Origin of the sequence: Flavobacterium sp. KACC 22761, assembly GCF_034058155.1 — a bacterium.
Taxonomy (GTDB): domain Bacteria; phylum Bacteroidota; class Bacteroidia; order Flavobacteriales; family Flavobacteriaceae; genus Flavobacterium.
Genome location: NZ_CP139148.1, coordinates 4,919,478 through 4,942,228, shown reverse-complemented (window position 1 = coordinate 4,942,228; position 22,751 = coordinate 4,919,478). Strand labels below are relative to the sequence as shown.

The following is a 22,751-nucleotide window of genomic DNA, read 5'->3' as shown; positions in this document are numbered from 1 at the left end:
TCAAATAACTTTTAAGCAAAATACAAAAAACTGAAGATTTGAAGCTCGTTTTAAAATTCTGTAAAAATTAAAGAACATAGAGTTTTAGCTTATTTCTATTGATGATTTAAATGCAAGAAGTAAAAAACTGATGTGTTTTTGTTGTGCTTTTTGCGAACAATTCGGACTTTTAGTGTACTTTTTTAAGGAATTGAGTTTTCTTACTTTTTTCAAATTGTAAAGCTTTGTTTTGGCGTATTTTAACTTTTTTTTATTAAATTTGGTATGACAATTTCAGCAAAATTTAATCCTATGGAAAAATTAAAACGCCCAGTTTACGTTAAAGCGGGCCATGATGATTTTTTTAAAAAGTTGCGTACTGAAGTAAACGAAACTGTTTTGCAAAATTCATCATTGTATCTGCTAAACATTATTAAGTCTCTTGGACTTGTATTTCTCTTTTTTTTATTTTATGCCTGTATTTTGCTGTTCGGAAACAGTACTCCGTTGTTATTCCTCTTCTATATTTTGTGCGGTTTTACCATGATCGTACTTTTTATAAATGCATTTCATGATGCCGCTCACGGAGCACTTTTTAAGAAGCAAAAATACAATGAGTATTTTATGTACGTTTTGGAGCTTTTTGGAAGCAATCACTGGCTTTGGACGCGTCGTCACATCAATCTTCATCATGCTTATCCAAATGTGCCAGATTGGGATGTTGACATTAAACAAAGTGACATCATCAGGATTTTTCCAAACAGTCCGCTGTTTAATTATCACAAATACCAGCATATTTATATGTGGTTTATTTATCCACTTTATAGTTTGAATTGGCTGTATATTCGTGATTTTAAAGACTTTTTTGGGACAAAAAATAATTATGTAAAAAAAGTTGTCGAAAAAATTCCGACACACGAAATCTATAGATTGTTTGCAGCAAAAATCATCAATTTGATTTACATGCTTTTTATTCCGATGCTTCTTTTAAACCAACCTTGGTATATCGTTTTATACGGTTGGTTGGCCATGCACTTATGCGGAAGCGCTTTAGGAGTTGTTGCGCTTGTATCGACGCACGTTGATGAAGATGCTCATTTTCCGCAAACTGATGAAGACGGAAATCTTTCTGCAACTTGGGCAATGCATCAAATGATTGTGACCAAAGATTTCAGTACAAACAGCAAGTTGGCTAATTTTTTATATGGAGGCTTTACACACCACGTAGCGCATCATTTGTTTCCTGGGGTGGGACATACGTATTATCCTTATATTACGCCGATAATTATGCGTTATGCAAAAGAATATGATCTCCCTTATACTTCGTATCCATTTTATCATGCGATACGCTCTCATTTTAGAATGTTGAGAGACAAAGGAATTCAGGAAAATATACTGTTGACAGGGGAGATTTAACTTTATAAATTGTTTTCAGTCGCAGTTTTCAGTTTTCAATAAAAACAGTTGTTAAACTTGAAACTGCGACTGAAAACTAAATTATTCTTCTTTAATATCCGTATTGCTTTTCTTGGTATTTAAGTCCTTTAAAAAAGCATCTTTGATTTCAATTTCAAAATTATCTTCTTTAAAAATCGTCATTTTCGATTTCGCAAATTTGTAAACATTGATTTTATTGTTCTTCACATCAATAAAAAGATCATAAGAGTACGAATTGCAGTCATGCTGTTTGCAACCCCAAGCATGTACTATATTTTCTTGTTTTTCAAAAGGAGTTTCGGTATTCCAATTTTTAACCATTTCATCATAATCTGCTCCCATTAAGGCTTTTAATCTTGGTGCAAGTGCGCTTTTGGTTAAAAACTGCGTTCCAATTACGCTTTTATCTACCAGAGCATATAGCGAATCAGTTGGATTCAAAACCGTGCTGTCTGTTTTTAAGGCTTCGGTTCTTATCGAAGTGGAATCAGTAGTTGGAACACTTTTAATGTTTTCTTTTTTACAGGATACAATTGCAAAACAACTCAATGCAACTATAAAAAAATGCGCTTTTCTTTTGTTCATAGTATATCTCTTTTGAATTAACTAATTGATTTGTAAACTCTTGTTTAGCTAATTTAATAAAAAACCTCGATTTTTTATTTAAAAAAGAAAGCGATTTCTCATTTGAAAGTTTTAAAATATTGTTTAATTTCATTTTTTTAAATCCCATCCTTTATGTCGCAATTTGTAAAATTCTTGTTTTTTGCTGTTTTTCTCTTTTGGAACATTTCTTCAAATGCACAAAATGAATCCTATGAAAGCGCAGTAAAACAAGAAATTCCCGATACTTCTTTTGTCAATTTAAAAGATTTCAGCAAAGATTTTGTTTACGATATGAAATACGCGACAGCTGATAATTTTCTGAAAGCAAAAGTTTATGATTGTGCCGAATGTGTTTTGAGAATGAAAACTGTCAAAGCATTAATTGCGGCAAATAATGATTTTAAAAAGAAAGGTTTCAAAATCAAACTTTATGATTGTTACAGGCCTTTGTCGATTCAAAAAAGAATGTGGGCCATTGTCTCAAACCCGCAGTATGTGGCCGATCCAAAAAAAGGCTCCATCCACAATAGAGGAGGAGCCGTTGATATTTCAATAGTTGATGTCAATGGAAAAGAAGTTGATATGGGAACTCCTTTTGATTTTTTTGGAATCGAGGCCAGCCATAATTATACCGCACTTTCAAAAGAAGTGAAGGCAAACCGAAAGTTTTTGAAAAAAATAATGATCAAAAATGGTTTCAATTCATTTGATTCAGAATGGTGGCATTATAATCTAAAAACAGGTTTGAATGACAAAGTATCTGATCAAAACTGGAAATGCGAATAATTATTCAACGCATCGAATGTTTTGAATAAAATAAGTATCAGGATTGTAAACTTTTTTATTCATTTCAGATGTTATTTCGCTTTTTACGATGTAATCTTCGGTATCAGTCAAATATTTGATTCGCATCATGGTAACAGGCGATTTTTTAAGCTCTTCATAATTGTCTTTCACAAACATAAAAATCCCCGTATTTACACGATTGTCAAATCCGCCTTCGCGAATTAGCGTACCGCAATTTTCTTGATTAATGTGCATCAATGTTACCACTTTTCCGTTTTGAAGCTGTAAAAAAACACGTGAATTTTTGTCAAAACAATTGGCTTTTATGAAGTCTTTGCTTTTTTGGATAAGCTGTAAATTAAGCGTTGGAAGTCCATCGGTTTGTGCCAATGAAAAGAAAATGTAACTTGAATTTCCTCCAAAGTTTTTTTCACTGATCAGGTATTCGTTTGTTACTTTATAAGTACCTATCGAATCACTTACATTGGTACTGTATTCACATGGTTTTTGGGCAAATGCAGTAAAAGTTAATAAAAAAAGAGTTAGTGTAATTAGTTGTTTCATTGTTTAGATTATTTTGGTGCAAATTAAAACTATTTTGTTATCTTTTACATCAGTTGTAAAAAAACAATACAAATTGCCCCCATTTTTTATTTTCCATTTTTTTCGGATGTTTTCTACTGTATCGGGAAAATTACGAGTTGTGACGTTTGCCTGCTGATTAGCAAGTTCTGTTTTCATCTCATTTTTGCTGTACGGAATCACTTTTTCTATTTTAAAAGTTCTGCCGGGAAAATCTATTAATTCTTCTGAAGTATATAAGTGAGAATGTTTATGAAGTTTGTTTATTTTGAAGAAAGTACTCACTTCATCAAAACCGCCCGATTTCATAATCGCCGAATTGGGTTCATAAACATATTTTTGAGGCAATTCATAAGAAAGTAATTCGGTTTCATTGCCTAATACAAATTCAAAAGTTTCTGTTTTTTCTTTTAGGATGTTAGCCGTTTTAATTGTAATCTCTCCCAAATAATTATTGTGAATTTCAAAAAGCAATTCCTTCACTTCATTTTCAAGTGCAATGATGTGAATGTTTTTTACGAATTTCAATTCGGATAAACCTGCTGAAATGTCTAAAAGCGGAGCCGTTTTTATTAAAATAGAATCGCTTTTTTCGAAATAAAAGTCCAAAGATTCTGGAACATTCGGCAAACAATCTTTCAGCATGAAAACCTTTCCTTTGGCATCATTTCTTCGAGAAGGATCAATATAAATCCAATCCCATTTAAAACCTGATGTTGCTTCGTTTAAAATGTTTATAGAATCATCTGCGTAGCAAAAGCAATTTTTGACTCCAAATTGTTGCAAATTATGTTTTGCGATTTCAGATAAATCTGTATTGATTTCACAATGTGCAACCACTTTGAATTTTTGTGAAAAATAATAATCATCAACGCCAAAACCTCCCGTAAGATCAATTAAGGTTTTTCCCGAAATTAACAAAGCTTTATAAGCCGCTGTCTTTTCCGAAGAAGTCTGTTCAATCGAAATTTTGCTGGGATAAATTATGTTTGAAGTCGAAAACCAAGTTGGAAGTTTTTCTTTTGCTTTAGTTCTGGCGTCAATTTGATTTAAAATTGTGATCCAATCCATTTCTGGAAAAGGATTTTTTTGAAGCGCTAATTTTGTTATATCTGCACCAGTATTTTGAATTATAAATTCTTGAATGTCTGGATGCAAAATAGGATTGTTCAAAGCTAAATTCTTTCGGTTAATACAGAGACGATTTTGTTGTCTGGAAAAAACTCTTTTAAAATCACTTTTAGCATAGTATAAACCGGAATTGCGATAATCATTCCGACAATTCCAAATGTAATACCGCTGATCAAAGTAATCAGAAATATTTCCAGCGGATGCGAATTTACGCTTTTTGACGATATTATAGGTTGGCTGATGTTATTATCAATGGCTTGAACCAATAAGAAGCCAATTACAACGTAAATTGTTGTTGGCAAAATTTCAGATTGAAAATCGTTTCCAATCAAACTAATCATAGTTAAAAGTGCTGCTAAAATGGTTCCAATAATTGGCCCAATGTATGGAATTACGTTTAAAATGGCACATAAAAACGCAATTACAAAAGCATTTTTATTTCCGAAAATGATCAATACGATGAGGTATAAAAAAAAGACAACCGTCAATTGCAAAAGCAAACCAATAAAATAGCGTGTCAGCAAATGGTTTATTTTTGCAATTGAATTTAAGATTTTGTCTTCGTTTGTATCTGGAAGAATTTTTCGGGCTTGAATTTTAAAAGCTTCCTGATCTTTAATGAAGAAAAAAGTAATAAAAAAAACCGAAACTAATCCCATTCCCATATCGGCCATAAAATTCATAATTGAATTTATAAAGCTTGTAAAATAATTAAAATCTAACACCGATGTTATTTTTGAAGCATTCAGCATTTTGTTTATATCAACATGTTCAATATTGAAATAATTTTCTAAACTTTTTTCTGTTTCAATGAATTGCGCTTGCAAATGATTTGTGTCTAATAAGGATAAATTATTGGCTTGAGAAATTATCAACGGCACAAATAAAAGGATGAAGCCAACCATTAATAATATAAAAAGTATAATTGTCGTGGTTGCGGCCAATGAATTACTGAATTTTAATTTGCTTCTTAAAAACTGCACTAATGGATTTGCTATCAAACAAAGAATTAATGAAATGCAGAGGTAAACAATCACGGTTTGAATTTCATATAAAAAGTACAAAACTGCAGCAACTGCCAGAATAGTTGCCAAGGCTCTTAAAATTCCGTTTGAAATGATTTTTGAAGTGATCATAGTTATGTTTTAGACTATAAATATAGGAAAAAAGCTTTAAAAATTCAGGAGGCATAAAAAAAGCGAGATGTAAATATCTCGCTTTAATTGTATGTTTTGTTTAGATTATTGGGCAAAGGCAGCTCTTGGTCCTCCAGAAGCAAAAATGGCTAACATTCTGCTTTTTTGTCCTGTAGAGAACATATACATTGCATTGTCATCAACATAATCCATGTAGTTCATAGTCATTTCAACTGGAGTTCCAGAGCAAGTGCTATAATGAGGATATGCAGGTACACCATAATTTGCAGTGTTGTGTGTTGGAGTGTCAGATACTAAATCGCTTCCGCAAGTTGCATCTCCCCAAATGTGGCGTAAATTCATCCAGTGTCCTACTTCGTGAGTTGCAGTTCTTCCTAAATTGAAAGGTGCATTTGCAGAACCTGATAATCCAAAATAGCGAGAATCGATTACAACTCCATCCGTTGCAGATGATCCGCCAGGAAATTGAGCATAACCTAATATTCCGCCTCCAATAGCGCAAGACCATAAGTTAAGTTTTGTACTAGGAGATGTTGGTGCAATACCACCTTGAGCAGTTTTTTTCATAGCATCATTTGTACCCCAAGAAGTTTTGGTGGTCGATTTTCGGATAACCTGATCCAGTACAAATGAAATTCCAATATTTGCTTTTACTCCAGCAAACAAAGCAGGAACGCTATTGTAATCTGAGTTTAAAGCATTAAAATCTTTGTTTAACACATCAATTTGTGATTGAATTTGTGCATCTGAAATGTTTTGTGCAGTTGTTTTGTATAAAACGTTCACAACAACCGGAATTTCGATTTTGCCATTTACTAAACGGCCAGAAAATCCTTTAAGAAGTTGTTCGTTTGTGAAAGCTTCAATCTCATTCATTCTGATTGCCTGCATGGGATCTGCTTTTAATTGTGCTTCCAATACGTCTTGCGAAGCACAAGAACGAAGTGTTGCCACTTTAGCTTCTGCTCCAGCTCCTTCAGTTTGGTCATTTTGACAAGAAAACAGCATTAAGGCTACAACTGCGGTAATAAAAATTTTTTTCATAATAGTTTGGGTTTTTGTTATAAAAAAATAAATTTGGTTATTTATAACGCAATTTTATAACAAAATAATATTATGGAAAAATATTACAAAGATTATTTTGTGAGAAATTTTACAACCCCTTACAAATACTGATTCCTACAAAAATTAAGTAAAAAATATTAATAAGTTTTTTCTTTCTTTTTTTGTTTTAAAAGTGTATTTTGTCTTGATTATCTGTTGTTTGTCGAGAAAAATGAATATATCAAATCGACAAAAAACAGGATAGGATGTTTCAAAAAAGAATTTTTTATAGTGAAGTTATTTCATAAAGTGCAATACTTGCAGCTTGCACAACATTCATGCTGGAGTTTTTTCCAAACATATTTATATGCACAATTTGATGCGAAATTTTCAAAAGTTCCTCAGAGATTCCATTTATTTCGCTTCCAATTAAAAGCGCAATTTTTTGATTTTCAGGAATAACTAGTTCTTTAAGCGGTTTGCTATTGCTGGCTATTTCCAGTGCAATAATTTCAAAATTGTTTTCTAGTAGATAAGTAGTCAAATTTGAAGTTTCTTCAATTACTTTGTGTGGCACATGCAAATGTGTATTTCTTGAAGTTTTATTGATTTTGCGAGGTGTAAGCGGAATGTCTTTTCCTAAAAAAATAATGTTTTCGACTCCAAAAGCTTCACTAATTCTAAAAAGCGAACCAATATTCTGCTGGAAATAAATATGATCGCAGACTAAGGTAATTGGAAACGTCTTTCTTTCAAACTGGTTTTCTTCGTGAGTGAGTTGCATTTTTTTTTGTGTGAAATGTGAAAAGTGAGAAGTGAAAAATCGCGGTATTGTTTTTATTTTATAAATTGCTAGTTACCAATCACTAATTACTATTCACTAATTGGTAAAGATATAATTGATGATGTTTGCGCCCATTTTTAAAGCTTTGTCGCGAACATTTGCAGGATCGTTATGCACTTCGGCGTCTTCCCATCCGTCGCCTAAATCACATTCGTAGGTATATAAAAGAACCAGCTTGTTTTCGACAAAAATGCCAAAAGCTTGTGCACGTGTACCATCATGTTCGTGAATTTTTGGCAATCCGTTTGGAAATGGAAATGGTTTTTGAAAAATAGGATGATTGGCCGGAATTTCGATCAAATCATTATTTGGGAATATTTTCTTGATTTCTTTTCGAATATATTGATCCATTCCATAATTGTCATCAATATGAAGGAAACCGCCAGAGGTCAAGTAATTTCTCAAATTAGTAATGTCCGAATCGCTGAAAACCACATTTCCGTGTCCAGTCATATGAACAAACGGATAGGAAAGAAGGTCAGGATTGCTAGGTTCTACTGTTGATGGTTTTGCTTTGATGCGCGTATTAATATTTGAATTGCAAAAACGAATCAAGTTTGGCAATGAAGTTGGATTTGCATACCAGTCACCGCCGCCACTGTATTTTAACAAAGCGATTTCTTGTGAAAAAGAAGAGATTGAAATCAATAAAAACAACAAGAATGTTTTTTTCATAATTATATGTTTTGTCATTCCGACGAAGGAGAAATCTCTACAAAGATTGGTTTTTCGTTGCGGAGTTTCTTGTGGAGATTTCTCCTTCGTCGAAATGACAATATTGGGTTGATTTATTTAAATAGCAAATTTATTTATTCATTAAAAAACACAACACTATGGCAAGCCACAACCGCTGCTGTTTCTGTTCTTAATCGTGTATTTCCTAACGTAACAGGTTTGAAATTATTTTCGATTGCCAATGCAATTTCTTTTTCAGAAAAATCACCTTCTGGGCCAATTAATAACGTTACATTTTCATTTGGTTTCAAACTTTCTTTCAATGATTTTTTATCCGTTTCCTCGCAATGTGCAATGAATTGTAAGCCCGTATTTTTTTGTTTGATAAATTCTTTAAACGAAATTGCCGGATTTAATTTTGGCAGAAATGTTTCGTTTGATTGTTTCATTGCCGAAAGAATGATTTTCTCAAAACGTTCTGGATTTATTGCTTTTCTTTCAGATCGATCGCAAAAAATAGGCGTAATTTCTTGAATGCCAATTTCGGTTGCCTTTTCTAAAAACCATTCAAAACGGTCGTTCATTTTGGTTGGTGCAACAGCCAAGTGCAAGCGAAATTTTGGTTCAGGAGATTTTTGAATCGAAAGTACATCTACAATACATTTATTGTCTGATGCCAAAGTAATTTCGGTTTCAAATAATAATCCGTTTCCATTTGTAACATGCAGAATATCTGAATCTTTTTTGCGTAAAACTTTTATGATATGACGACTTTCTTCTTTGTCAAAAGAAAAACTTTCGGTTGTTTCGTCGATATCGGGATTGAAAAATAACTGCATAATTAAAATTGAATTCGCGCTTTTGAAACAACAGAAGCGTCTTCAAAACGATTTGATAAATATTTTTGATAACCTACAATTCCAATCATTGCAGCATTGTCTGTCGTGTATTCAAATTTCGGAATAAATGTTTTCCAGCCATATTTGCCTTCAGCTTCTTTTAAGGTCGTTCTGATTCCTGAATTTGCTGAAACTCCTCCGCCAATCGCAATCTGCGTAATTCCGGTTTCTTTTACAGCTAATTTTAGTTTATCCATCAAAATTTCAATGATGGTATGTTGGATTGAAGCACAAATATCATTTAGGTTTTCTTCAATGAAATTTGGGTTTTCCTGTTTGTTTTTCTGAATGAAATACAAAACGGCAGTTTTCAATCCAGAAAAGCTAAAGTCTAATCCTGGAACTTTTGGTTTTGTAAATTGAAAAGCTTTTGGATTTCCTTCTTTTGCATATTTGTCGATCAGAGGGCCTCCAGGGTAAGGAAGTCCAAGGATTTTGGCGCTTTTGTCAAAAGCTTCTCCAACGGCATCGTCTGTGGTTTCGCCAATGATTTCCATATCAAAAAAGCTGTTAACTTTTACAATTTGAGTATGTCCACCGCTGATTGTCAAGGCAAGAAAAGGAAATTCAGGTTTGTCATAGCCTTCTTCATCAATAAAGTGCGCTAAAATATGAGCATGCATGTGATTGACTGCAATAAGGGGAATATGTAAAGCTAATGACAATGATTTGCTGAAAGAACCACCAACTAACAGTGACCCCATCAAGCCTGGACCTTGTGTGAAAGCTATGGCGCTTAGCTGTTCTTTTTGTATATTTGCTTTGCGAAGTGCTGCATCAATTACCGGAACAATGTTCTGCTGATGCGCTCTTGAAGCCAATTCTGGAACGACACCGCCATATTGATTGTGAATTAACTGATTGGCCACAACATTTGAAAGTACTTTGTCGTTATGTAGAACTGCAGCCGCAGTATCATCGCAGGAACTTTCAATGGCAAGAATAAAAACCTCTGAATTTTGCATATAAAGGCACAAATTTTGAATTATATTTGACAAATCAAATTTTTGATTTCTTTGATCGTAAAAGGAGAAGCCAAATTTAAAGAATTTTTATCAAAAACTGCCGTACTTTGTCTGTGCAAAACAAATTAAAAGAAAACTAAAATTAAAGCAGCTATCAAAAGAGTAAAGAAAATAGTATCCAGAACCTTAATTGGGTTGATTTTACTTTTGTTAGCGCTCGCTATCATACTGTCTTTGCCTGCCGTACAAACAAAAATTGCCAGATATGCGACCGACTCTCTAAGAGAGGATTTTAATGCCAATATTACGGTAGGAAGAGTTGCGATAAATATTTTTGGAGGCGTAAAACTTAAAGATGTCTTGATTTTAGATCATCATAAAAAAGTAATGATCGCTTCTGATATTATTACGACTGATATTTTGAGTTTTAAAAGATTGATGGATGGCGATTTGATTTTTGGAGATCTTCGATTGACGGGTTTGATTTTTAATTTGAAAACCTATAAAAACGAAGACGAAAATAATATAAATAAGTTTGTCAAACTGTTTGAAACTGGAAAACCTTCAAAATCAAAAAAGCATTTTTTACTCACGGCCAAAAATGCATACATTTCTAAAGGATTTTTCTCGGTTATTGACGAAAATAAAAAAACTCCCAAATTCCTTGAATTCACAAAATTAAACGCGTACATAAGTGAATTTAAATTGTACGGCCCTGATGTAAATACCAATATCCACAGATTTTCATTTCAAGATCATCGAGGTTTGTATGTTTCTAATTTTGCTGGAAAATTCAGTTATACCAAAAAACAAATCAAAGTTGAAAATCTTGCAATAAAAACAAAAAGATCAACGCTTTATGGGCAGGCAATTTTAAGATATAAGGTAGAGGATTTTCTTCATTTTACTGATAAAGTAAAGTTTGATGTTGCTATTGATTCGGCTTCGATTGCTTCAAATGATATTCGCTATTTCTATGATGGATTAGGGAGAAATCAGCGTTTTCGAATTCGAACCAAATTAAACGGACCGTTAAATAATTTGAATCTGCATAAATTAAGATTGAGTGATACTAATGGTTCTAGAATTGTCGGGAACATCAATTTTAAAAATCTTTTGGGAGACAAAATGCAGAAGTTTTCAATGGAAGGAAAATTTGACAAACTGACTTCGAGCTATGATAATCTTGTGGTTTTGTTGCCGAATGTACTTGGAAAAAGACTTCCGAAAGAACTTCAAAGAATCGGGAAATTTAATATTGTTGGTAAAACTAAAGTCTCTACAACTGATTTGGAAGCCAAATTCAAAATCGTAACCGATTTAGGAAATGGAGAGGCCGATTTGCATCTAAATAATATGGACTTTATTGATAAAGCATCTTATTCGGGGAATATTATTTTGGATAATTTTAATGTTGGAGCCTTGCTGGATCGAAAAGATATTGGCAGAACAACTTTAGATCTAGATGTTGATGGAGTAGGTTTTACAGAGAAATATTTGAATACGATTATAAAAGGTGATATTGCAAAACTGGATTACAATAATTACACCTATAATAATATAACCGTAAATGGTAATTTCAAGCTTCCTTATTATAAGGGTGAAGTTTCTGTAAACGACCCGAATTTAAGTTTGACTTTTGACGGTTTAGTAGATTTGAGCAAACGCGAAAACAGATATGATTTTCATATAAATGTAGAAAACGCCGATTTGCGCAAATTAAAATTTGTGTCTGATTCTATTTCTACTTTTACTGGCGATGCCGTTGTTCAAGTTTCTGGAAATTCGATTGAGAATCTTCAGGGTAATATTTTCATTAAAGATGCGGTCTATAAAAACCCTAAAAACACCTACGCTTTTGACGATGTGACCATTAATTCTAGCTTTGATTCCGACAGGCTTCGTACAATTGCAGTCAATTCTTCAGATGTTGTAAACGGGCAAATTGTTGGTAAATTCCGTTTTGATCAGCTAGACAAATTGGTGATGAATTCAGTAGGAAGTTTGTACACCAATTACAAACCTTATAAAGTTAGAAAAGGGCAATTTTTGCGTTTTAATTTTCATGTATACGATAAAGTTGTCGAAATGCTTTATCCAGAAATTAACATCGATTCGTCAACTGTTATGCGTGGTAAAATTGATGCCGATTTGCAGGAATTCAAATTCCGATTCAAATCGCAAAAAATCAAGTTGGACAAAAACACTTTTGACAACATCCGAATCAATATTGATAATAAAAATGCGCTTTATAATGCTTATGTGGAGTTAGATAGTATAAAAACACCATATTATAAAATACGTGATTTCAACTTGATCAACGTTACGGCAAAAGATACGTTGTATGTACGTTCTGAATTTAAAGGTGGTGAAAAAGGAGAAGACTATTTCAATCTGGATTTGTTTCATACTATCGACAAAAACAAAAACAACATTGTTGGGATCAAGAAATCTGAAATGAAGTTTAAAGACTATATATGGTATTTAAACGAAAAATCAGAAAAAGACAATCAGATTATTATTGATCAGCATTTTAAAAACTTCAATTTTGACAATATTGTTTTGTCGCACGAAAGTCAAAAAATTGATTTGAATGGACTTATCAAAGGCACCGATTACAAAGATCTTGTCCTCAATTTTGAAGATGTCGATATCAATAAAATTACGCCTTATAATTCCAAGTTTGTTTTTAATGGAAATTTGAATGGAAAGGTAAATTACAAGCAGAATAAAAATGTGTACCAACCGACGGCCTCGATTAAGATTGATCATCTTAATATGAATAAAACCGAGTTGGGGACATTGAATTTTGATATTTCGGGAGATGAAAATTTTAGAAAGTTTACGGTAAACTCATCAATTCAAAATGGCTTTACCGAATCATTTAAGGCTAACGGAACTTTTGCTATTGAAAACAAAGAGACATTTTTAGATGTTAATTTGAAAATGGAAGGATTTAATTTGGCTACTTTAGGTCCTGTGGGCGGAGAAGTAATTTCGAATGTTCGCGGATCTGTTTCTGGAAATGCCGCCGTTGTTGGGAATTTGAAAAAGCCAGAAATCAATGGAAGGCTTTATGTTGAAAAAGCAGGGATGACAATTCCGTACCTAAATACAGATTATGAGTTAAGTGACCGAACAGTAATTGATTTGACAGATGAGAAATTCTTGTTTAGAAATAATCAATTAACAGACACGAAATACAAAACAAAAGGATTGCTGAACGGAACGATTGAGCATCATAATTTCGGAAATTGGAAATTAGATCTTACCGTGACTTCAAAACGATTGTTGGCACTTGATACCAAAGACAGTGAAGATGCGGCATACTTTGGAACCGCATTTATAAACGGAACAGCGAGTATTAAAGGTCCAACCGAAGGATTATTTATCAAAGTTGATGCGAAATCTGAAAAAGGAACCGAGGTTAAAATCCCGATAAACAATGCGCAAAGTGTTGGCGAAAGCAGCTGGATACATTTTGTGACGCCAAAAGAAAAATACAATTTGGCCAATGGTATTGTCGAAAAAACAAGAAATTATAATGGTCTGGAATTAGAATTTGATTTTGATATTACGCCAGATGCCGAAGTTGAAGTAATTTTGGACAGAAACTCGGGTCATGGAATGAAAGGAAAAGGATACGGATCTTTATTGTTTAAAATCAATACGCTGGGCAAGTTTAATATGTGGGGAGATTTCCAGGCATATGAAGGAACTTATAACTTTAAATACGGAGGTTTAATTGATAAAAAATTCGCGGTTAAAAAAGGTGGCTCTATTATTTGGGAAGGAAACCCAATGAAAGCGCAGCTTAATCTGGAAGCTGTTTATAGAACATCGGCAAATCCTGCAGTATTGTTGGAGAATTCATCTTTCAATAAAAAAGTTCCTGTTGAAGTTGTTATTGGTTTAAGGGGAGATTTGACGAGTCCTGATCCTAATTTCGATATTCAGTTTCCATCGGTGAGCAGTGTTTTAAAATCGGAAATACAATATAAATTAGATGACAAAGATGTGCGTCAAACACAAGCTTTGTATTTGCTTTCAACGGGTTCGTTTATGAGTCCTGACGGATTTAATCAAAGTGATTTATCAGGAACTTTTGCAGAGACTGCAGCAAGTTTACTGGGAGGCATTATCAAATCGGATAATGATAAGGTGAATATCGATTTGAATTTTATTTCTGCAGACAAGCGAATTGGCCAAGAAGCTGACGGGCAGTTTGTAGCCAATATTTCATCTCAGATTAATGAAAAGATATCAATCAACGGAAAAGTCGGAGTTCCGGTAGGAGGGGTGAACGAATCGGCTATAGTTGGAGATATTGAAATTCTTTATCGCGTTAATGAAGATGGCTCGATGAACCTTAGATTGTTCAATAAAGAAAATGACATTAATTATATAGGACAAGGAATTGGTTATACGCAAGGTGTCGGGATTTCGTATGAGGTTGATTTTGATACCTTCAGTGAATTGGTCAATAAATTATTTAAGAACCATAAATTGGAGCGTGCCATTAAAAAAGGTTCATCTGATGATTTACAGGATTCTTACCTAAATCCGGATTACATCAATTTTACGACTAAAAAAGATACCGATAAGAATAAAAAGAAACCAGAGAAAAAGGAAGAAGAAAAGAAACCGCCACCTGTGAACAACAATCAAGGGCTGATTCCTGATAACGATGATTTCTAACACTTTGTTAAATAAAATCAAATTATAAACCATTATTCGCGTAATGGTTTTTTTTATGCTTAAATTTAGCAGTTTAAATGTTTTTACAATCAAAGCGCACTTTCGCAATTTTGTAACACTTCATTAATGTATTGTTAATTTTAAGGATTTAATTAAAATAAGTGCCTTTTATTATTTTAAATGAATTTTTTGCTACCAAAAAACTTATTAACGAAAACGTTTGAATTTAACATATTTTATTAATTTATGATAAACATAGCCTGAAAAGTGCCGAATGTTTGCTAATTTTACAACTTAATACTTAAATAATGCCAAAAACAATAAAAAAAGTTGGTGTTCTTACCTCAGGAGGAGACTCGCCAGGAATGAATGCTGCAATACGATCAGTTGTTCGAACATGCGCTTATCATAATATAGAATGCATAGGAATTTATAGAGGGTATCAAGGAATGATCGAAGGCGATTTTAAAGAAATGGGCCCTCGAAGCGTAAATAATATTGTAAATAAAGGAGGAACGATCTTAAAATCGGCTCGTTCTGTTGACTTTAGAACACCAGAAGGTAGAAAAAAAGCTCACGAAAACCTTGTGAAAGCTGGAGTTGATGCTTTAGTGGTTATTGGAGGAGATGGAAGTTTTACTGGAGGTTTGATTTTTAATTCAGAGTACAATTTTCCAGTAATTGGAATTCCAGGTACGATTGATAATGATATTTATGGAACAAGCCATACTTTGGGCTATGATACAGCTTTAAACACTGTTGTAGATTCTATAGATAAAATCAGAGATACAGCAAGCTCGCACAACCGTCTGTTTTTTGTAGAGGTTATGGGTAGAGATGCTGGGCATATTGCTCTTAATGCTGGTATTGGAGCAGGTGCCGAAGAAATCCTTATTCCTGAAGAAGATTTAGGTCTAGATAGATTGTTAGACTCTCTTCAAAAAAGTAAAGCTTCAGGGAAATCATCAAGTATAGTGGTTATTGCAGAGGGCGATAAAATTGGTAAAAATGTATTCGAATTAAAAGATTACGTTGAAGCTAACTTGCCTGAGTATGACGTAAGAGTTTCTGTTTTAGGACACATGCAGCGTGGTGGTTCTCCATCTTGTTTTGACCGTGTTTTGGCGAGCCGTTTAGGAGTAAAAGCTGTAGAATCTTTATTAGAGGGAAAATCAAACTATATGGTTGGCCTTAAAGAGGATAAAGTGGTTTTAACGCCGCTTGAACAAGCAATTAAAGGAAAATCAGAAATTGATAGAGAATTATTAAGAGTGTCAGACATTATGTCGACCTAATAAATAAAAGTTTAAAAGGAAAGAAAGTTTATTGTGAGGAAATTAGACTTTTAAATTAGTGTAATAAAAACAAAAGCAAAAAATTTAGTAAAATGTCAAAAGTAAAATTAGGAATAAACGGATTTGGACGTATTGGAAGAATCGTTTTTAGAGAGTCTTTCAATAGAGATAATGTAGAGGTTGTAGCAATCAATGATTTATTAGACGTAGATCACTTAGCTTACTTATTAAAATATGATTCAGTTCACGGTCGTTTTAACGGAACTGTTGAAGTTAAAGAAGGAAAATTATATGTAAACGGAAGAAACATCCGTATCACTGCTGAGAGAAATCCAGCTGACTTAAAATGGAACGAAGTTGATGTTGATGTAGTTGCTGAATGTACTGGTATTTTCACAACTGTTGAAACTGCAAGCGAGCACTTAAAAGGAGGAGCTAAAAAAGTTATCATTTCTGCTCCATCTGCTGATGCTCCAATGTTTGTAATGGGAGTAAACCACGAAACTGCAAAAGCTTCTGATTTAGTTGTTTCTAACGCTTCTTGTACTACAAACTGTTTAGCTCCATTAGCTAAAGTTATCAATGATAATTTCGGAATCGTTGAAGGTTTAATGACTACTGTTCACGCAACAACTTCAACTCAAATGACAGCTGACGGACCTTCTAGAAAAGACTGGAGAGGTGGACGTGCTGCTGCAATTAATATCATTCCTTCTTCAACAGGTGCTGCTAAAGCGGTTGGAAAAGTTATTCCATCTTTAAATGGAAAATTAACTGGTATGGCTTTCCGTGTTCCTACTGCTGACGTTTCTACAGTAGATTTAACTGTGAAATTGGCTAAAGAAACTTCATACGAAGAAATTATGGCAGTTTTGAAAAAAGCTTCTGAAAACGAATTGAAAGGTATTTTAGGATATACTGAAGATGCTGTTGTTTCTCAAGATTTCATCTCTGACAAAAGAACATCTATCGTTGATGCTACTGCAGGAATTGGCTTGAATTCAACTTTCTTCAAATTAGTATCTTGGTACGATAATGAGTACGGATACTCAAGCAAATTAATCGATTTATCTGTACATATTGCAGGTTTAAAATAATAATATATATTTTTGCAAAATCCCGTTATCTAAAAGTAACGGGATTTTCTTATTTTGTTACGTCTTTAATTAATGTAAAAAATACACTTTTTATTTAAATGAAGAAAAACTAACTCAAAAAACAAAAAAATAAAATGAAATTAATAGTTGACAGTGGATCTACTAAAGCAGACTGGATTGCGATAGATGATAATGGAAAAGTATTATTCACGACACAAACTTTAGGGTTGAACCCTGAAATTCTTGATGGTCCTGAAATCATCGAAAGATTAAATGACCGTTTTGATATTTTGCAAAATAAAAAGAATGCTTCACATTTGTTCTTTTACGGAGCAGGATGTGGAACAGACAGAATGAAAGAATATTTGAAACAAGTCTTTCAAGAATATTTTTCTAACGCAATTGTTGACGTTCAAGAAGATACTTATGCAGCTGTTTATGCAACTACTCCAAAAGGAGAAGAAGCTATTGTTTCGATTCTTGGAACAGGTTCTAACTGCAGTTATTTTGATGGAAAAGTATTGCATCAAAAAGTACAATCGTTAGGATATATCGTAATGGATGATTGCAGTGGAAATGTTTTCGGAAAAGAATTGATCAGAAAATATTATTTTAATAAAATGCCTAAAGAATTGGCTGTTGAACTTGAAAAAGAGTATGACGTTGATCCTGATTTTATTAAAAACAAATTGTATAAAGAGCCAAATCCAAATGCGTATTTAGCAACTTATGCAAAATTTTTAATTAAGCATAAAGACACTGAATTCTGCAGAAAAATCATTTTCAAAGGAATGAAGTCTTTCGTTAAAAACTACATCAAACAGTTTGACAACTGTAAAGAAGTTCCTGTGCATTTCGTAGGTTCTATTGCGTTTTATTTGAAAGATGAATTGCAAGAGACTTTCAATAAATATGAGCTTAAATTAGGAAATGTTTTAAGAAGACCAATCGATGGTTTAATTGCTTATCATGTCGCTAATCAATAGTTCTGGATTTATGGAAATTGCAATTATTGCTCACGATGGCAAAAAAGCAGATTTGATTGATTTTTTAATCAAAAATGAAGCAGTTTTGCACAATGAAAAAATAAGGCTGATTGGTACTGGAACTACTGGAGGAAAAGCTGAAGCTGCGGGATTCAAAACCCAAAGAATGCTTTCTGGACCTCTTGGTGGTGACGCGCAAATTGCTGGAAGAGTTGCAGAAGGAATAACTAATATGGTTTTCTTTTTCAAAGATCCTTTGTCGAGTCATCCACATGAAGCTGATATCAATATGCTGATTCGTGTATGCGATGTGCATAATGTGCCGCTGGCAACAAATGAAGCAACGGCACAATTATTATTAAATGCTATTGCACAGCAATTATAGAAATCTCAACATTTACATTTTTTGGCAAACATGCCACTTAAACCGTTTCACAACATGGAGCGGTTTTTTATTTATTGGTCTCAGATTTGGGTTAAAAACCCTGCAATTTATTGCAGTACTTTAGTAATGCGAAAAAATCTTTATCTTTAATTTATGGCTACAGAATTAAGAAAAGGTTCGCACACAGTAAGCAGATTAACATGTCATGTTGTTTGGGTTACGAAATATAGGTTTAAGGTTTTGAAAGGTGATATCCAAAAGCGCTGTCGTGAACTTTTGATACAAATATGCGAAGCGGAAGGGATAGAAATTTTGAAAGGAGTTGTGAGCGCAGATCACGTTCACATGCATATTGAGTATGCGCCAAAGCAAAATGTAAGTTCAATTTTAAAAAGTTTCAAAGGTCGTACTTCAAGGAAATTGCAAATGGAGTTTCCAGAACTTCACGCACGTTACTGGGGACAACATTTTTGGGCAAGTGGTTATGGAGTTTGGAGTACAGGAAATATAACTGATGAAATGGTAAATGAATATCTGGAGCATCATAGAAGGAAAGATAATGATGATGATTCAAATTTCATTCTTGAATGAAATAGAAAAAGGGACTTTCAGTCCCTCGTCAAACAAACCTCTGCACTTTCAGTGCAGAGTGGTTTAGTTAATAGTAAAAGAGGACATTTTCCAAATCGTAATTTTCCTCTTTTACGTTACTAAATTTCAAGAATTAGGAAGAATTAAAATTTAATTCCCGCACTCAAACCATAAGATTTGTAAATGATATCAGATGGCTTTTCTTGGTAATAATTAAATATAGGTTGTGCATCATCGAGCCTTAAAAATTGCTGTTCAGCAAACAAGTTGAGTGAAATAATAAATTCATCTCTTTTGATAATGGGTACGCCGAGGCCAATACGTGCATTGGTACCACTTTTAAATTGGTTTTTGTCAAGACTAAATTCGCCACCGAGAGAGCCGTATATATATACATTATTGGTGTCTACAAAGAAGAATTTTGCAATGCCTCCTAATTCTAGCATAGAAAAATCTGGTTCATTGTAATTTTTATATCCTCCTAAAATTCCTATGCTGAGTTTTTTTAAGAGCATATAATTGAAAGAGTAGGTCAGCCCAAATGCAGGACTTTTGATATTTAGTTCTTCATCCCCAATATAATGTTTTTGGCCATCTGCATCTATGTAATTATAGCTATATGTTGCTTTTCTATGGATAATTAGCTCTATATCTGCATTAGAATACCATTTTTTAACTTGAGCATTTCCAAATGAACAAATGAAGACACATAGTAATACTATTTTTTTTCTCATTTTTATTAAGTTAGTTTTTAATCATTCTGGAGCCACTCCAAGTACCTCCTCTACGACCTAGCGCATAAATATCTAATTCGTAATATGTATAATTTCTAAAAGTACCTCCTTTTTCTACTTTAAAGGAATAGTTAGCCTTTGGAGCGCCTGTTGGATTCTCTAATGTAGGAGCAGTATAATCACCATAACTAACTCCGACTAAAAACTCCAAAAATTGACTGTCGAATTTTCTTTCTATTTGATTGTTATTGGTTTTCTTGTATTTTTCTCCAAAATAGACTACTTCAATTTCATTAGCATTTTTCTGATACGTTACTATAAATTCATCTTTTGCACCACTGTTAAAGGTACCTTTTAAAAATTTAATTCCAAGTTTGTATAATTCTTTAATATTTGATTCGCTATTTATTTGATAATTTGGTTTTGGTAGTTGGCGAATATAAATATTTAAAGGCTTATCACTGCCAAAGCCAAAAAAGGGTAAGTTTGTTCCGGGAGATATATTAACAAGTCTAAAGTTTCCGTCATCTGCTAAAAGTTTATATTCGTAATTGTACATGTATACAGGGGGTAATGGATCTGAAGAAAATGGATTGTTTGTGTTGATTTTTGGATCAGGGTAATTAAATTTTAAATAAACTTTATTAATTCCTAAGTATAATTCATCGGCATCAGATGCCCACCAGATTCCAAGTGTTTTTACCTGAACTCTGGTTTGTACACCGATTGAACTGTAAATACCCCAACTTTGATTCCAAAATTCAGTTTTAATTCTGTGTTTGCTGTCAAAATAATTGATACAAGATTTGTTTGTTCCAAAAAGTGACTGAAACCAACTTGTGTCTCTATTGCCATCGCATATGGGCAAATTATCTATTTGATTTTGTAAAATTTGATCTTGTGATAATTGCTGTATAGCTACTATTGGCGTTTTAGGAGTGTTTGATTGTCCTGCGTTGCCACAATCCATATCTGCAGGAACAATGTATCTTGATATGCCTGGAGCTATTCTGGTGTAACCACCTTGTTGAATGCGAATATCACATGGGCTAAGTATGTTTTGTACAGGTGGCATATTTTCAAGATAGTTGTACAATAGTAGTGTGTCACTCTTTTTTACGGCAAGTACTCCTAAATCCTCTACTATTTTATAGATTGAATCTCCAACCATAATTTCATTGTTTTCATTGACAATAGCTGCAAAATAGGGGTCGGCGATTAGAGTTTCTTTTATTTCGTCAACTGGTACTGCAGGTCCCTCAGGAGTTTCAGGATCTTCTGGGGCTTCTACCACAAAAGAACTGGATTTCATCGTTTTCTTATCTTTTCTTTTAGAAAGCTGTAGAATCAATTTTTGGTTTTCTATGTTTACTATTGGCGAATTTGAGATAAAGCCGTCTGCATAAATTTTTTCAAATTTAGCTTCTAAATTAACGATACTTTCTTTTTTAAGGTCTTCAATGTTTTTTTTTAAATCGGCTCTAGAGGAGAAGTAAAATCTACCATTAATAACAGTTCCACTTTTATCATTTTTTAAAGAAGTAGAGGAATTCTGTCCACTAGGTTCTTCATGACAAGAACAAAAAAGAATGGATAATAATGCAAAGGCTGTAAGTTTTTTTAACATGGTTTTTGGTGTTTTAGGATTGTTTAATGATTATTTATTCATAGCTATTTAAGTTTTATTAAATGTCAAAAAAAATCTGTTCAGCCTCACATATCAAAAAGGGGCTGTTAATATGAAGTTATGCGACAAATAAGTCAGGGCGAATTGACTATAATTTAGTTGTTTATGGTTTAAAAACTCTAAATTAAATACATTGTAGGAAATGTATTATTCGATTATCGGGTAATTTGAAATTTATTTTTTGAAACGTTTTTATTAAAAAATAAATGTTTTTGATGAGTATATATTTGCAAAAGTGTCCTCTATTGTTTTGTTGGTAAAAACTATTTGCTTATGAATGTATTTGTGGGGGATAAACTCAAAAAATTAAGAAAAAGTAAAAACATGTCACAAGAGGAAGTGGCAGATTTTTTGAATTTGTCGCAATCAGCGTATGCTAGAATGGAAAGTGGTGAAACTCATTCGTGGGCCAGTCACATTTCAAAAATCTGTCAGCTTTTTGAAATTAATCCGAATGAACTATTGCAAAAAGATGATTTAAATGAAAATCTAGATCAAAAACAGTATTATTAAATCATATCAGATGTTGATAACATAATATGAAGAATAAATAAAAGAATCAAAACAGGTTATAGAAGAGTTGAAAAGCAATCGCATACAAATAAAAAAGACTTCACGTTAATGAAGCCTTTTTATCAGAAAGTTGAGCATAAAAAGAGTCTTAAAATCTTTTATTTTGAATTTGAAAAACAATAAATATATTTTGTCTCTTTTTAGGCGAATTAACGAAATTAAATATCTCTGATTATGGGTATTTATTTAATTGCAATTATAGAAATCTCAACATTTACATTTTTTGGCAAACATGCCACTTGAACCGTTTCACGTGCTGGAGCGGTTTTTTCGTTAAAATAAGATCCGTAAACCGTATTTATGGCGCCAAAGTTATTCATGTCCATAATGAAGATAGTTGATTTCACAACATTTTCAAATGTCATACCTGCAGCTTCTAAGATTGCTGCAATGTTCTCCATCACTTGTTTTGTTTCGTCGTTGATATTGTCAGTTACAAGTTCTCCTGAAGCTGGATTGATTGCAATTTGTCCAGAAGCATAAAGGGTGTTTCCTGATAAAACGGCTTGGTTATACGGACCGATTGGAGCTGGAGCTTTTTCTGTAAAGATGATTTTTTTCATAATGAAAGTATTTTATTAAAAGTATAAGTTTGATTTT

At 33.0% G+C, this 22,751-nt stretch carries 21 protein-coding genes; 9 read left to right on the top strand and 12 right to left on the bottom strand.

Going from position 1 to position 22,751, the window contains the following annotated elements:
- Nucleotides 1–291: 291 nt before the first annotated feature.
- Nucleotides 292–1,395 (top strand): fatty acid desaturase family protein, encoded by a 1,104-nt coding sequence (locus SCB73_RS20760; protein WP_320568072.1) that lies wholly within the window; start codon nt 292–294, stop codon nt 1,393–1,395.
- A gap of 81 nt (nt 1,396–1,476) precedes the next feature.
- On the opposite strand, the gene SCB73_RS20755 is transcribed toward SCB73_RS20760, so the two are convergent.
- A complete protein-coding gene (locus SCB73_RS20755) occupies nt 1,477–2,001 on the bottom strand; it encodes a hypothetical protein (RefSeq protein ID WP_320568071.1) in 525 nt (174 codons plus the stop codon).
- A gap of 153 nt (nt 2,002–2,154) precedes the next feature.
- On the opposite strand from SCB73_RS20755, the gene SCB73_RS20750 reads away from it, so the two are divergent.
- On the top strand, nt 2,155–2,808 hold the full coding sequence (locus tag SCB73_RS20750; RefSeq protein ID WP_320568070.1) for a M15 family metallopeptidase: 654 nt from the start codon (nt 2,155–2,157) through the stop codon (nt 2,806–2,808).
- On the opposite strand, the gene SCB73_RS20745 is transcribed toward SCB73_RS20750, so the two are convergent.
- The 8 genes from SCB73_RS20745 to tsaD all read right to left on the bottom strand — a co-directional run bounded on the left by SCB73_RS20745 (nt 2,809) and on the right by tsaD (nt 10,105).
- The gene (locus tag SCB73_RS20745; RefSeq protein WP_320568069.1) at nt 2,809–3,372 is read right to left on the bottom strand and encodes a hypothetical protein; all 564 of its coding nucleotides are present in this window, start codon (nt 3,370–3,372) and stop codon (nt 2,809–2,811) included. It lies immediately after the preceding gene.
- A 3-nt stretch (nt 3,373–3,375) separates the two neighbouring features.
- The gene (locus tag SCB73_RS20740; RefSeq protein ID WP_320568068.1) at nt 3,376–4,563 is read right to left on the bottom strand and encodes a THUMP-like domain-containing protein; all 1,188 of its coding nucleotides are present in this window, start codon (nt 4,561–4,563) and stop codon (nt 3,376–3,378) included.
- A gap of 2 nt (nt 4,564–4,565) precedes the next feature.
- Nucleotides 4,566–5,657 carry an AI-2E family transporter gene (locus SCB73_RS20735; protein ID WP_320568067.1) on the bottom strand — a complete coding sequence of 364 codons (1,092 nt, stop codon included), beginning with the start codon at nt 5,655–5,657 and terminating at the stop codon, nt 4,566–4,568.
- A gap of 105 nt (nt 5,658–5,762) precedes the next feature.
- Nucleotides 5,763–6,722 carry a zinc metalloprotease gene (locus SCB73_RS20730; RefSeq protein ID WP_320568066.1) on the bottom strand — a complete coding sequence of 320 codons (960 nt, stop codon included), beginning with the start codon at nt 6,720–6,722 and terminating at the stop codon, nt 5,763–5,765.
- A 286-nt stretch (nt 6,723–7,008) separates the two neighbouring features.
- Nucleotides 7,009–7,506, bottom strand: a complete 498-nt coding sequence (locus tag SCB73_RS20725; RefSeq protein ID WP_320568065.1) for a TrmH family RNA methyltransferase — start codon at nt 7,504–7,506, stop codon at nt 7,009–7,011.
- A 96-nt stretch (nt 7,507–7,602) separates the two neighbouring features.
- Nucleotides 7,603–8,241 (bottom strand): DUF4159 domain-containing protein, encoded by a 639-nt coding sequence (locus SCB73_RS20720; RefSeq protein WP_320568064.1) that lies wholly within the window; start codon nt 8,239–8,241, stop codon nt 7,603–7,605.
- 134 nt (nt 8,242–8,375) lie between these two features.
- Nucleotides 8,376–9,080, bottom strand: a complete 705-nt coding sequence (locus SCB73_RS20715) for a 16S rRNA (uracil(1498)-N(3))-methyltransferase (RefSeq protein WP_320568063.1) — start codon at nt 9,078–9,080, stop codon at nt 8,376–8,378.
- Nucleotides 9,081–9,082: 2 nt separating this feature from the next.
- Entirely contained in the window at nt 9,083–10,105 is a 1,023-nt protein-coding gene (gene tsaD / locus SCB73_RS20710; RefSeq protein ID WP_320568062.1) for a tRNA (adenosine(37)-N6)-threonylcarbamoyltransferase complex transferase subunit TsaD, read from the bottom strand.
- A 228-nt stretch (nt 10,106–10,333) separates the two neighbouring features.
- Here tsaD and SCB73_RS20705 point away from each other — a divergent pair, with 228 nt between their 5' ends.
- The 6 genes from SCB73_RS20705 (at nt 10,334) to tnpA (ending at nt 19,157) form a co-directional block, all read left to right on the top strand.
- Entirely contained in the window at nt 10,334–14,803 is a 4,470-nt protein-coding gene (locus SCB73_RS20705; protein WP_320570109.1) for a translocation/assembly module TamB domain-containing protein, read from the top strand.
- A 308-nt stretch (nt 14,804–15,111) separates the two neighbouring features.
- Complete coding sequence (pfkA, locus tag SCB73_RS20700) at nt 15,112–16,098, top strand: 6-phosphofructokinase (protein WP_320568061.1); 987 nt, start codon at nt 15,112–15,114, stop codon at nt 16,096–16,098.
- Nucleotides 16,099–16,190: 92 nt separating this feature from the next.
- A complete protein-coding gene (gap, locus tag SCB73_RS20695) occupies nt 16,191–17,195 on the top strand; it encodes a type I glyceraldehyde-3-phosphate dehydrogenase (RefSeq protein WP_320568060.1) in 1,005 nt (334 codons plus the stop codon).
- Nucleotides 17,196–17,329: 134 nt separating this feature from the next.
- Nucleotides 17,330–18,181 carry an N-acetylglucosamine kinase gene (locus SCB73_RS20690; protein WP_320568059.1) on the top strand — a complete coding sequence of 284 codons (852 nt, stop codon included), beginning with the start codon at nt 17,330–17,332 and terminating at the stop codon, nt 18,179–18,181.
- 10 nt (nt 18,182–18,191) lie between these two features.
- Nucleotides 18,192–18,566, top strand: coding sequence for a methylglyoxal synthase (locus SCB73_RS20685; protein ID WP_320570108.1), 375 nt, complete (start codon nt 18,192–18,194; stop codon nt 18,564–18,566).
- Nucleotides 18,567–18,719: 153 nt separating this feature from the next.
- Entirely contained in the window at nt 18,720–19,157 is a 438-nt protein-coding gene (gene tnpA, locus SCB73_RS20680) for an IS200/IS605 family transposase (protein ID WP_320566631.1), read from the top strand.
- A gap of 143 nt (nt 19,158–19,300) precedes the next feature.
- Here tnpA and SCB73_RS20675 read toward each other — a convergent pair whose 3' ends face one another.
- On the bottom strand, nt 19,301–19,891 hold the full coding sequence (locus tag SCB73_RS20675) for a hypothetical protein (protein ID WP_320568058.1): 591 nt from the start codon (nt 19,889–19,891) through the stop codon (nt 19,301–19,303).
- Between the two features lie 10 nt (nt 19,892–19,901).
- Nucleotides 19,902–21,518, bottom strand: coding sequence for a hypothetical protein (locus tag SCB73_RS20670; RefSeq protein ID WP_320568057.1), 1,617 nt, complete (start codon nt 21,516–21,518; stop codon nt 19,902–19,904).
- Nucleotides 21,519–21,851: 333 nt separating this feature from the next.
- Between SCB73_RS20670 and SCB73_RS20665 the strand changes: the two genes are divergently transcribed.
- Nucleotides 21,852–22,091 carry a helix-turn-helix domain-containing protein gene (locus SCB73_RS20665; protein ID WP_320568056.1) on the top strand — a complete coding sequence of 80 codons (240 nt, stop codon included), beginning with the start codon at nt 21,852–21,854 and terminating at the stop codon, nt 22,089–22,091.
- A gap of 242 nt (nt 22,092–22,333) precedes the next feature.
- On the opposite strand, the gene SCB73_RS20660 is transcribed toward SCB73_RS20665, so the two are convergent.
- Nucleotides 22,334–22,714 (bottom strand): RidA family protein, encoded by a 381-nt coding sequence (locus SCB73_RS20660; RefSeq protein ID WP_320568055.1) that lies wholly within the window; start codon nt 22,712–22,714, stop codon nt 22,334–22,336.
- Nucleotides 22,715–22,751 lie beyond the last annotated feature (37 nt).

What these genes read in the sequence shown, in the direction of transcription:
- SCB73_RS20760 (WP_320568072.1), top strand. Translation starts at nt 292, where the DNA reads ATGGAAAAATTAAAACGCCCAGTTTACGTTAAAGCGGGCCATGATGAT.
- SCB73_RS20755 (WP_320568071.1), bottom strand. Translation starts at nt 2,001, where the DNA reads ATGAACAAAAGAAAAGCGCATTTTTTTATAGTTGCATTGAGTTGTTTT.
- SCB73_RS20750 (WP_320568070.1), top strand. Translation starts at nt 2,155, where the DNA reads ATGTCGCAATTTGTAAAATTCTTGTTTTTTGCTGTTTTTCTCTTTTGG.
- SCB73_RS20745 (WP_320568069.1), bottom strand. Translation starts at nt 3,372, where the DNA reads ATGAAACAACTAATTACACTAACTCTTTTTTTATTAACTTTTACTGCA.
- SCB73_RS20735 (WP_320568067.1), bottom strand. Translation starts at nt 5,657, where the DNA reads ATGATCACTTCAAAAATCATTTCAAACGGAATTTTAAGAGCCTTGGCA.
- SCB73_RS20730 (WP_320568066.1), bottom strand. Translation starts at nt 6,722, where the DNA reads ATGAAAAAAATTTTTATTACCGCAGTTGTAGCCTTAATGCTGTTTTCT.
- SCB73_RS20725 (WP_320568065.1), bottom strand. Translation starts at nt 7,506, where the DNA reads ATGCAACTCACTCACGAAGAAAACCAGTTTGAAAGAAAGACGTTTCCA.
- SCB73_RS20720 (WP_320568064.1), bottom strand. Translation starts at nt 8,241, where the DNA reads ATGAAAAAAACATTCTTGTTGTTTTTATTGATTTCAATCTCTTCTTTT.
- SCB73_RS20715 (WP_320568063.1), bottom strand. Translation starts at nt 9,080, where the DNA reads ATGCAGTTATTTTTCAATCCCGATATCGACGAAACAACCGAAAGTTTT.
- tsaD (WP_320568062.1), bottom strand. Translation starts at nt 10,105, where the DNA reads ATGCAAAATTCAGAGGTTTTTATTCTTGCCATTGAAAGTTCCTGCGAT.
- pfkA (WP_320568061.1), top strand. Translation starts at nt 15,112, where the DNA reads ATGCCAAAAACAATAAAAAAAGTTGGTGTTCTTACCTCAGGAGGAGAC.
- gap (WP_320568060.1), top strand. Translation starts at nt 16,191, where the DNA reads ATGTCAAAAGTAAAATTAGGAATAAACGGATTTGGACGTATTGGAAGA.
- SCB73_RS20690 (WP_320568059.1), top strand. Translation starts at nt 17,330, where the DNA reads ATGAAATTAATAGTTGACAGTGGATCTACTAAAGCAGACTGGATTGCG.
- SCB73_RS20685 (WP_320570108.1), top strand. Translation starts at nt 18,192, where the DNA reads ATGGAAATTGCAATTATTGCTCACGATGGCAAAAAAGCAGATTTGATT.
- tnpA (WP_320566631.1), top strand. Translation starts at nt 18,720, where the DNA reads ATGGCTACAGAATTAAGAAAAGGTTCGCACACAGTAAGCAGATTAACA.
- SCB73_RS20675 (WP_320568058.1), bottom strand. Translation starts at nt 19,891, where the DNA reads ATGAGAAAAAAAATAGTATTACTATGTGTCTTCATTTGTTCATTTGGA.
- SCB73_RS20670 (WP_320568057.1), bottom strand. Translation starts at nt 21,518, where the DNA reads ATGTTAAAAAAACTTACAGCCTTTGCATTATTATCCATTCTTTTTTGT.
- SCB73_RS20665 (WP_320568056.1), top strand. Translation starts at nt 21,852, where the DNA reads ATGAATGTATTTGTGGGGGATAAACTCAAAAAATTAAGAAAAAGTAAA.
- SCB73_RS20660 (WP_320568055.1), bottom strand. Translation starts at nt 22,714, where the DNA reads ATGAAAAAAATCATCTTTACAGAAAAAGCTCCAGCTCCAATCGGTCCG.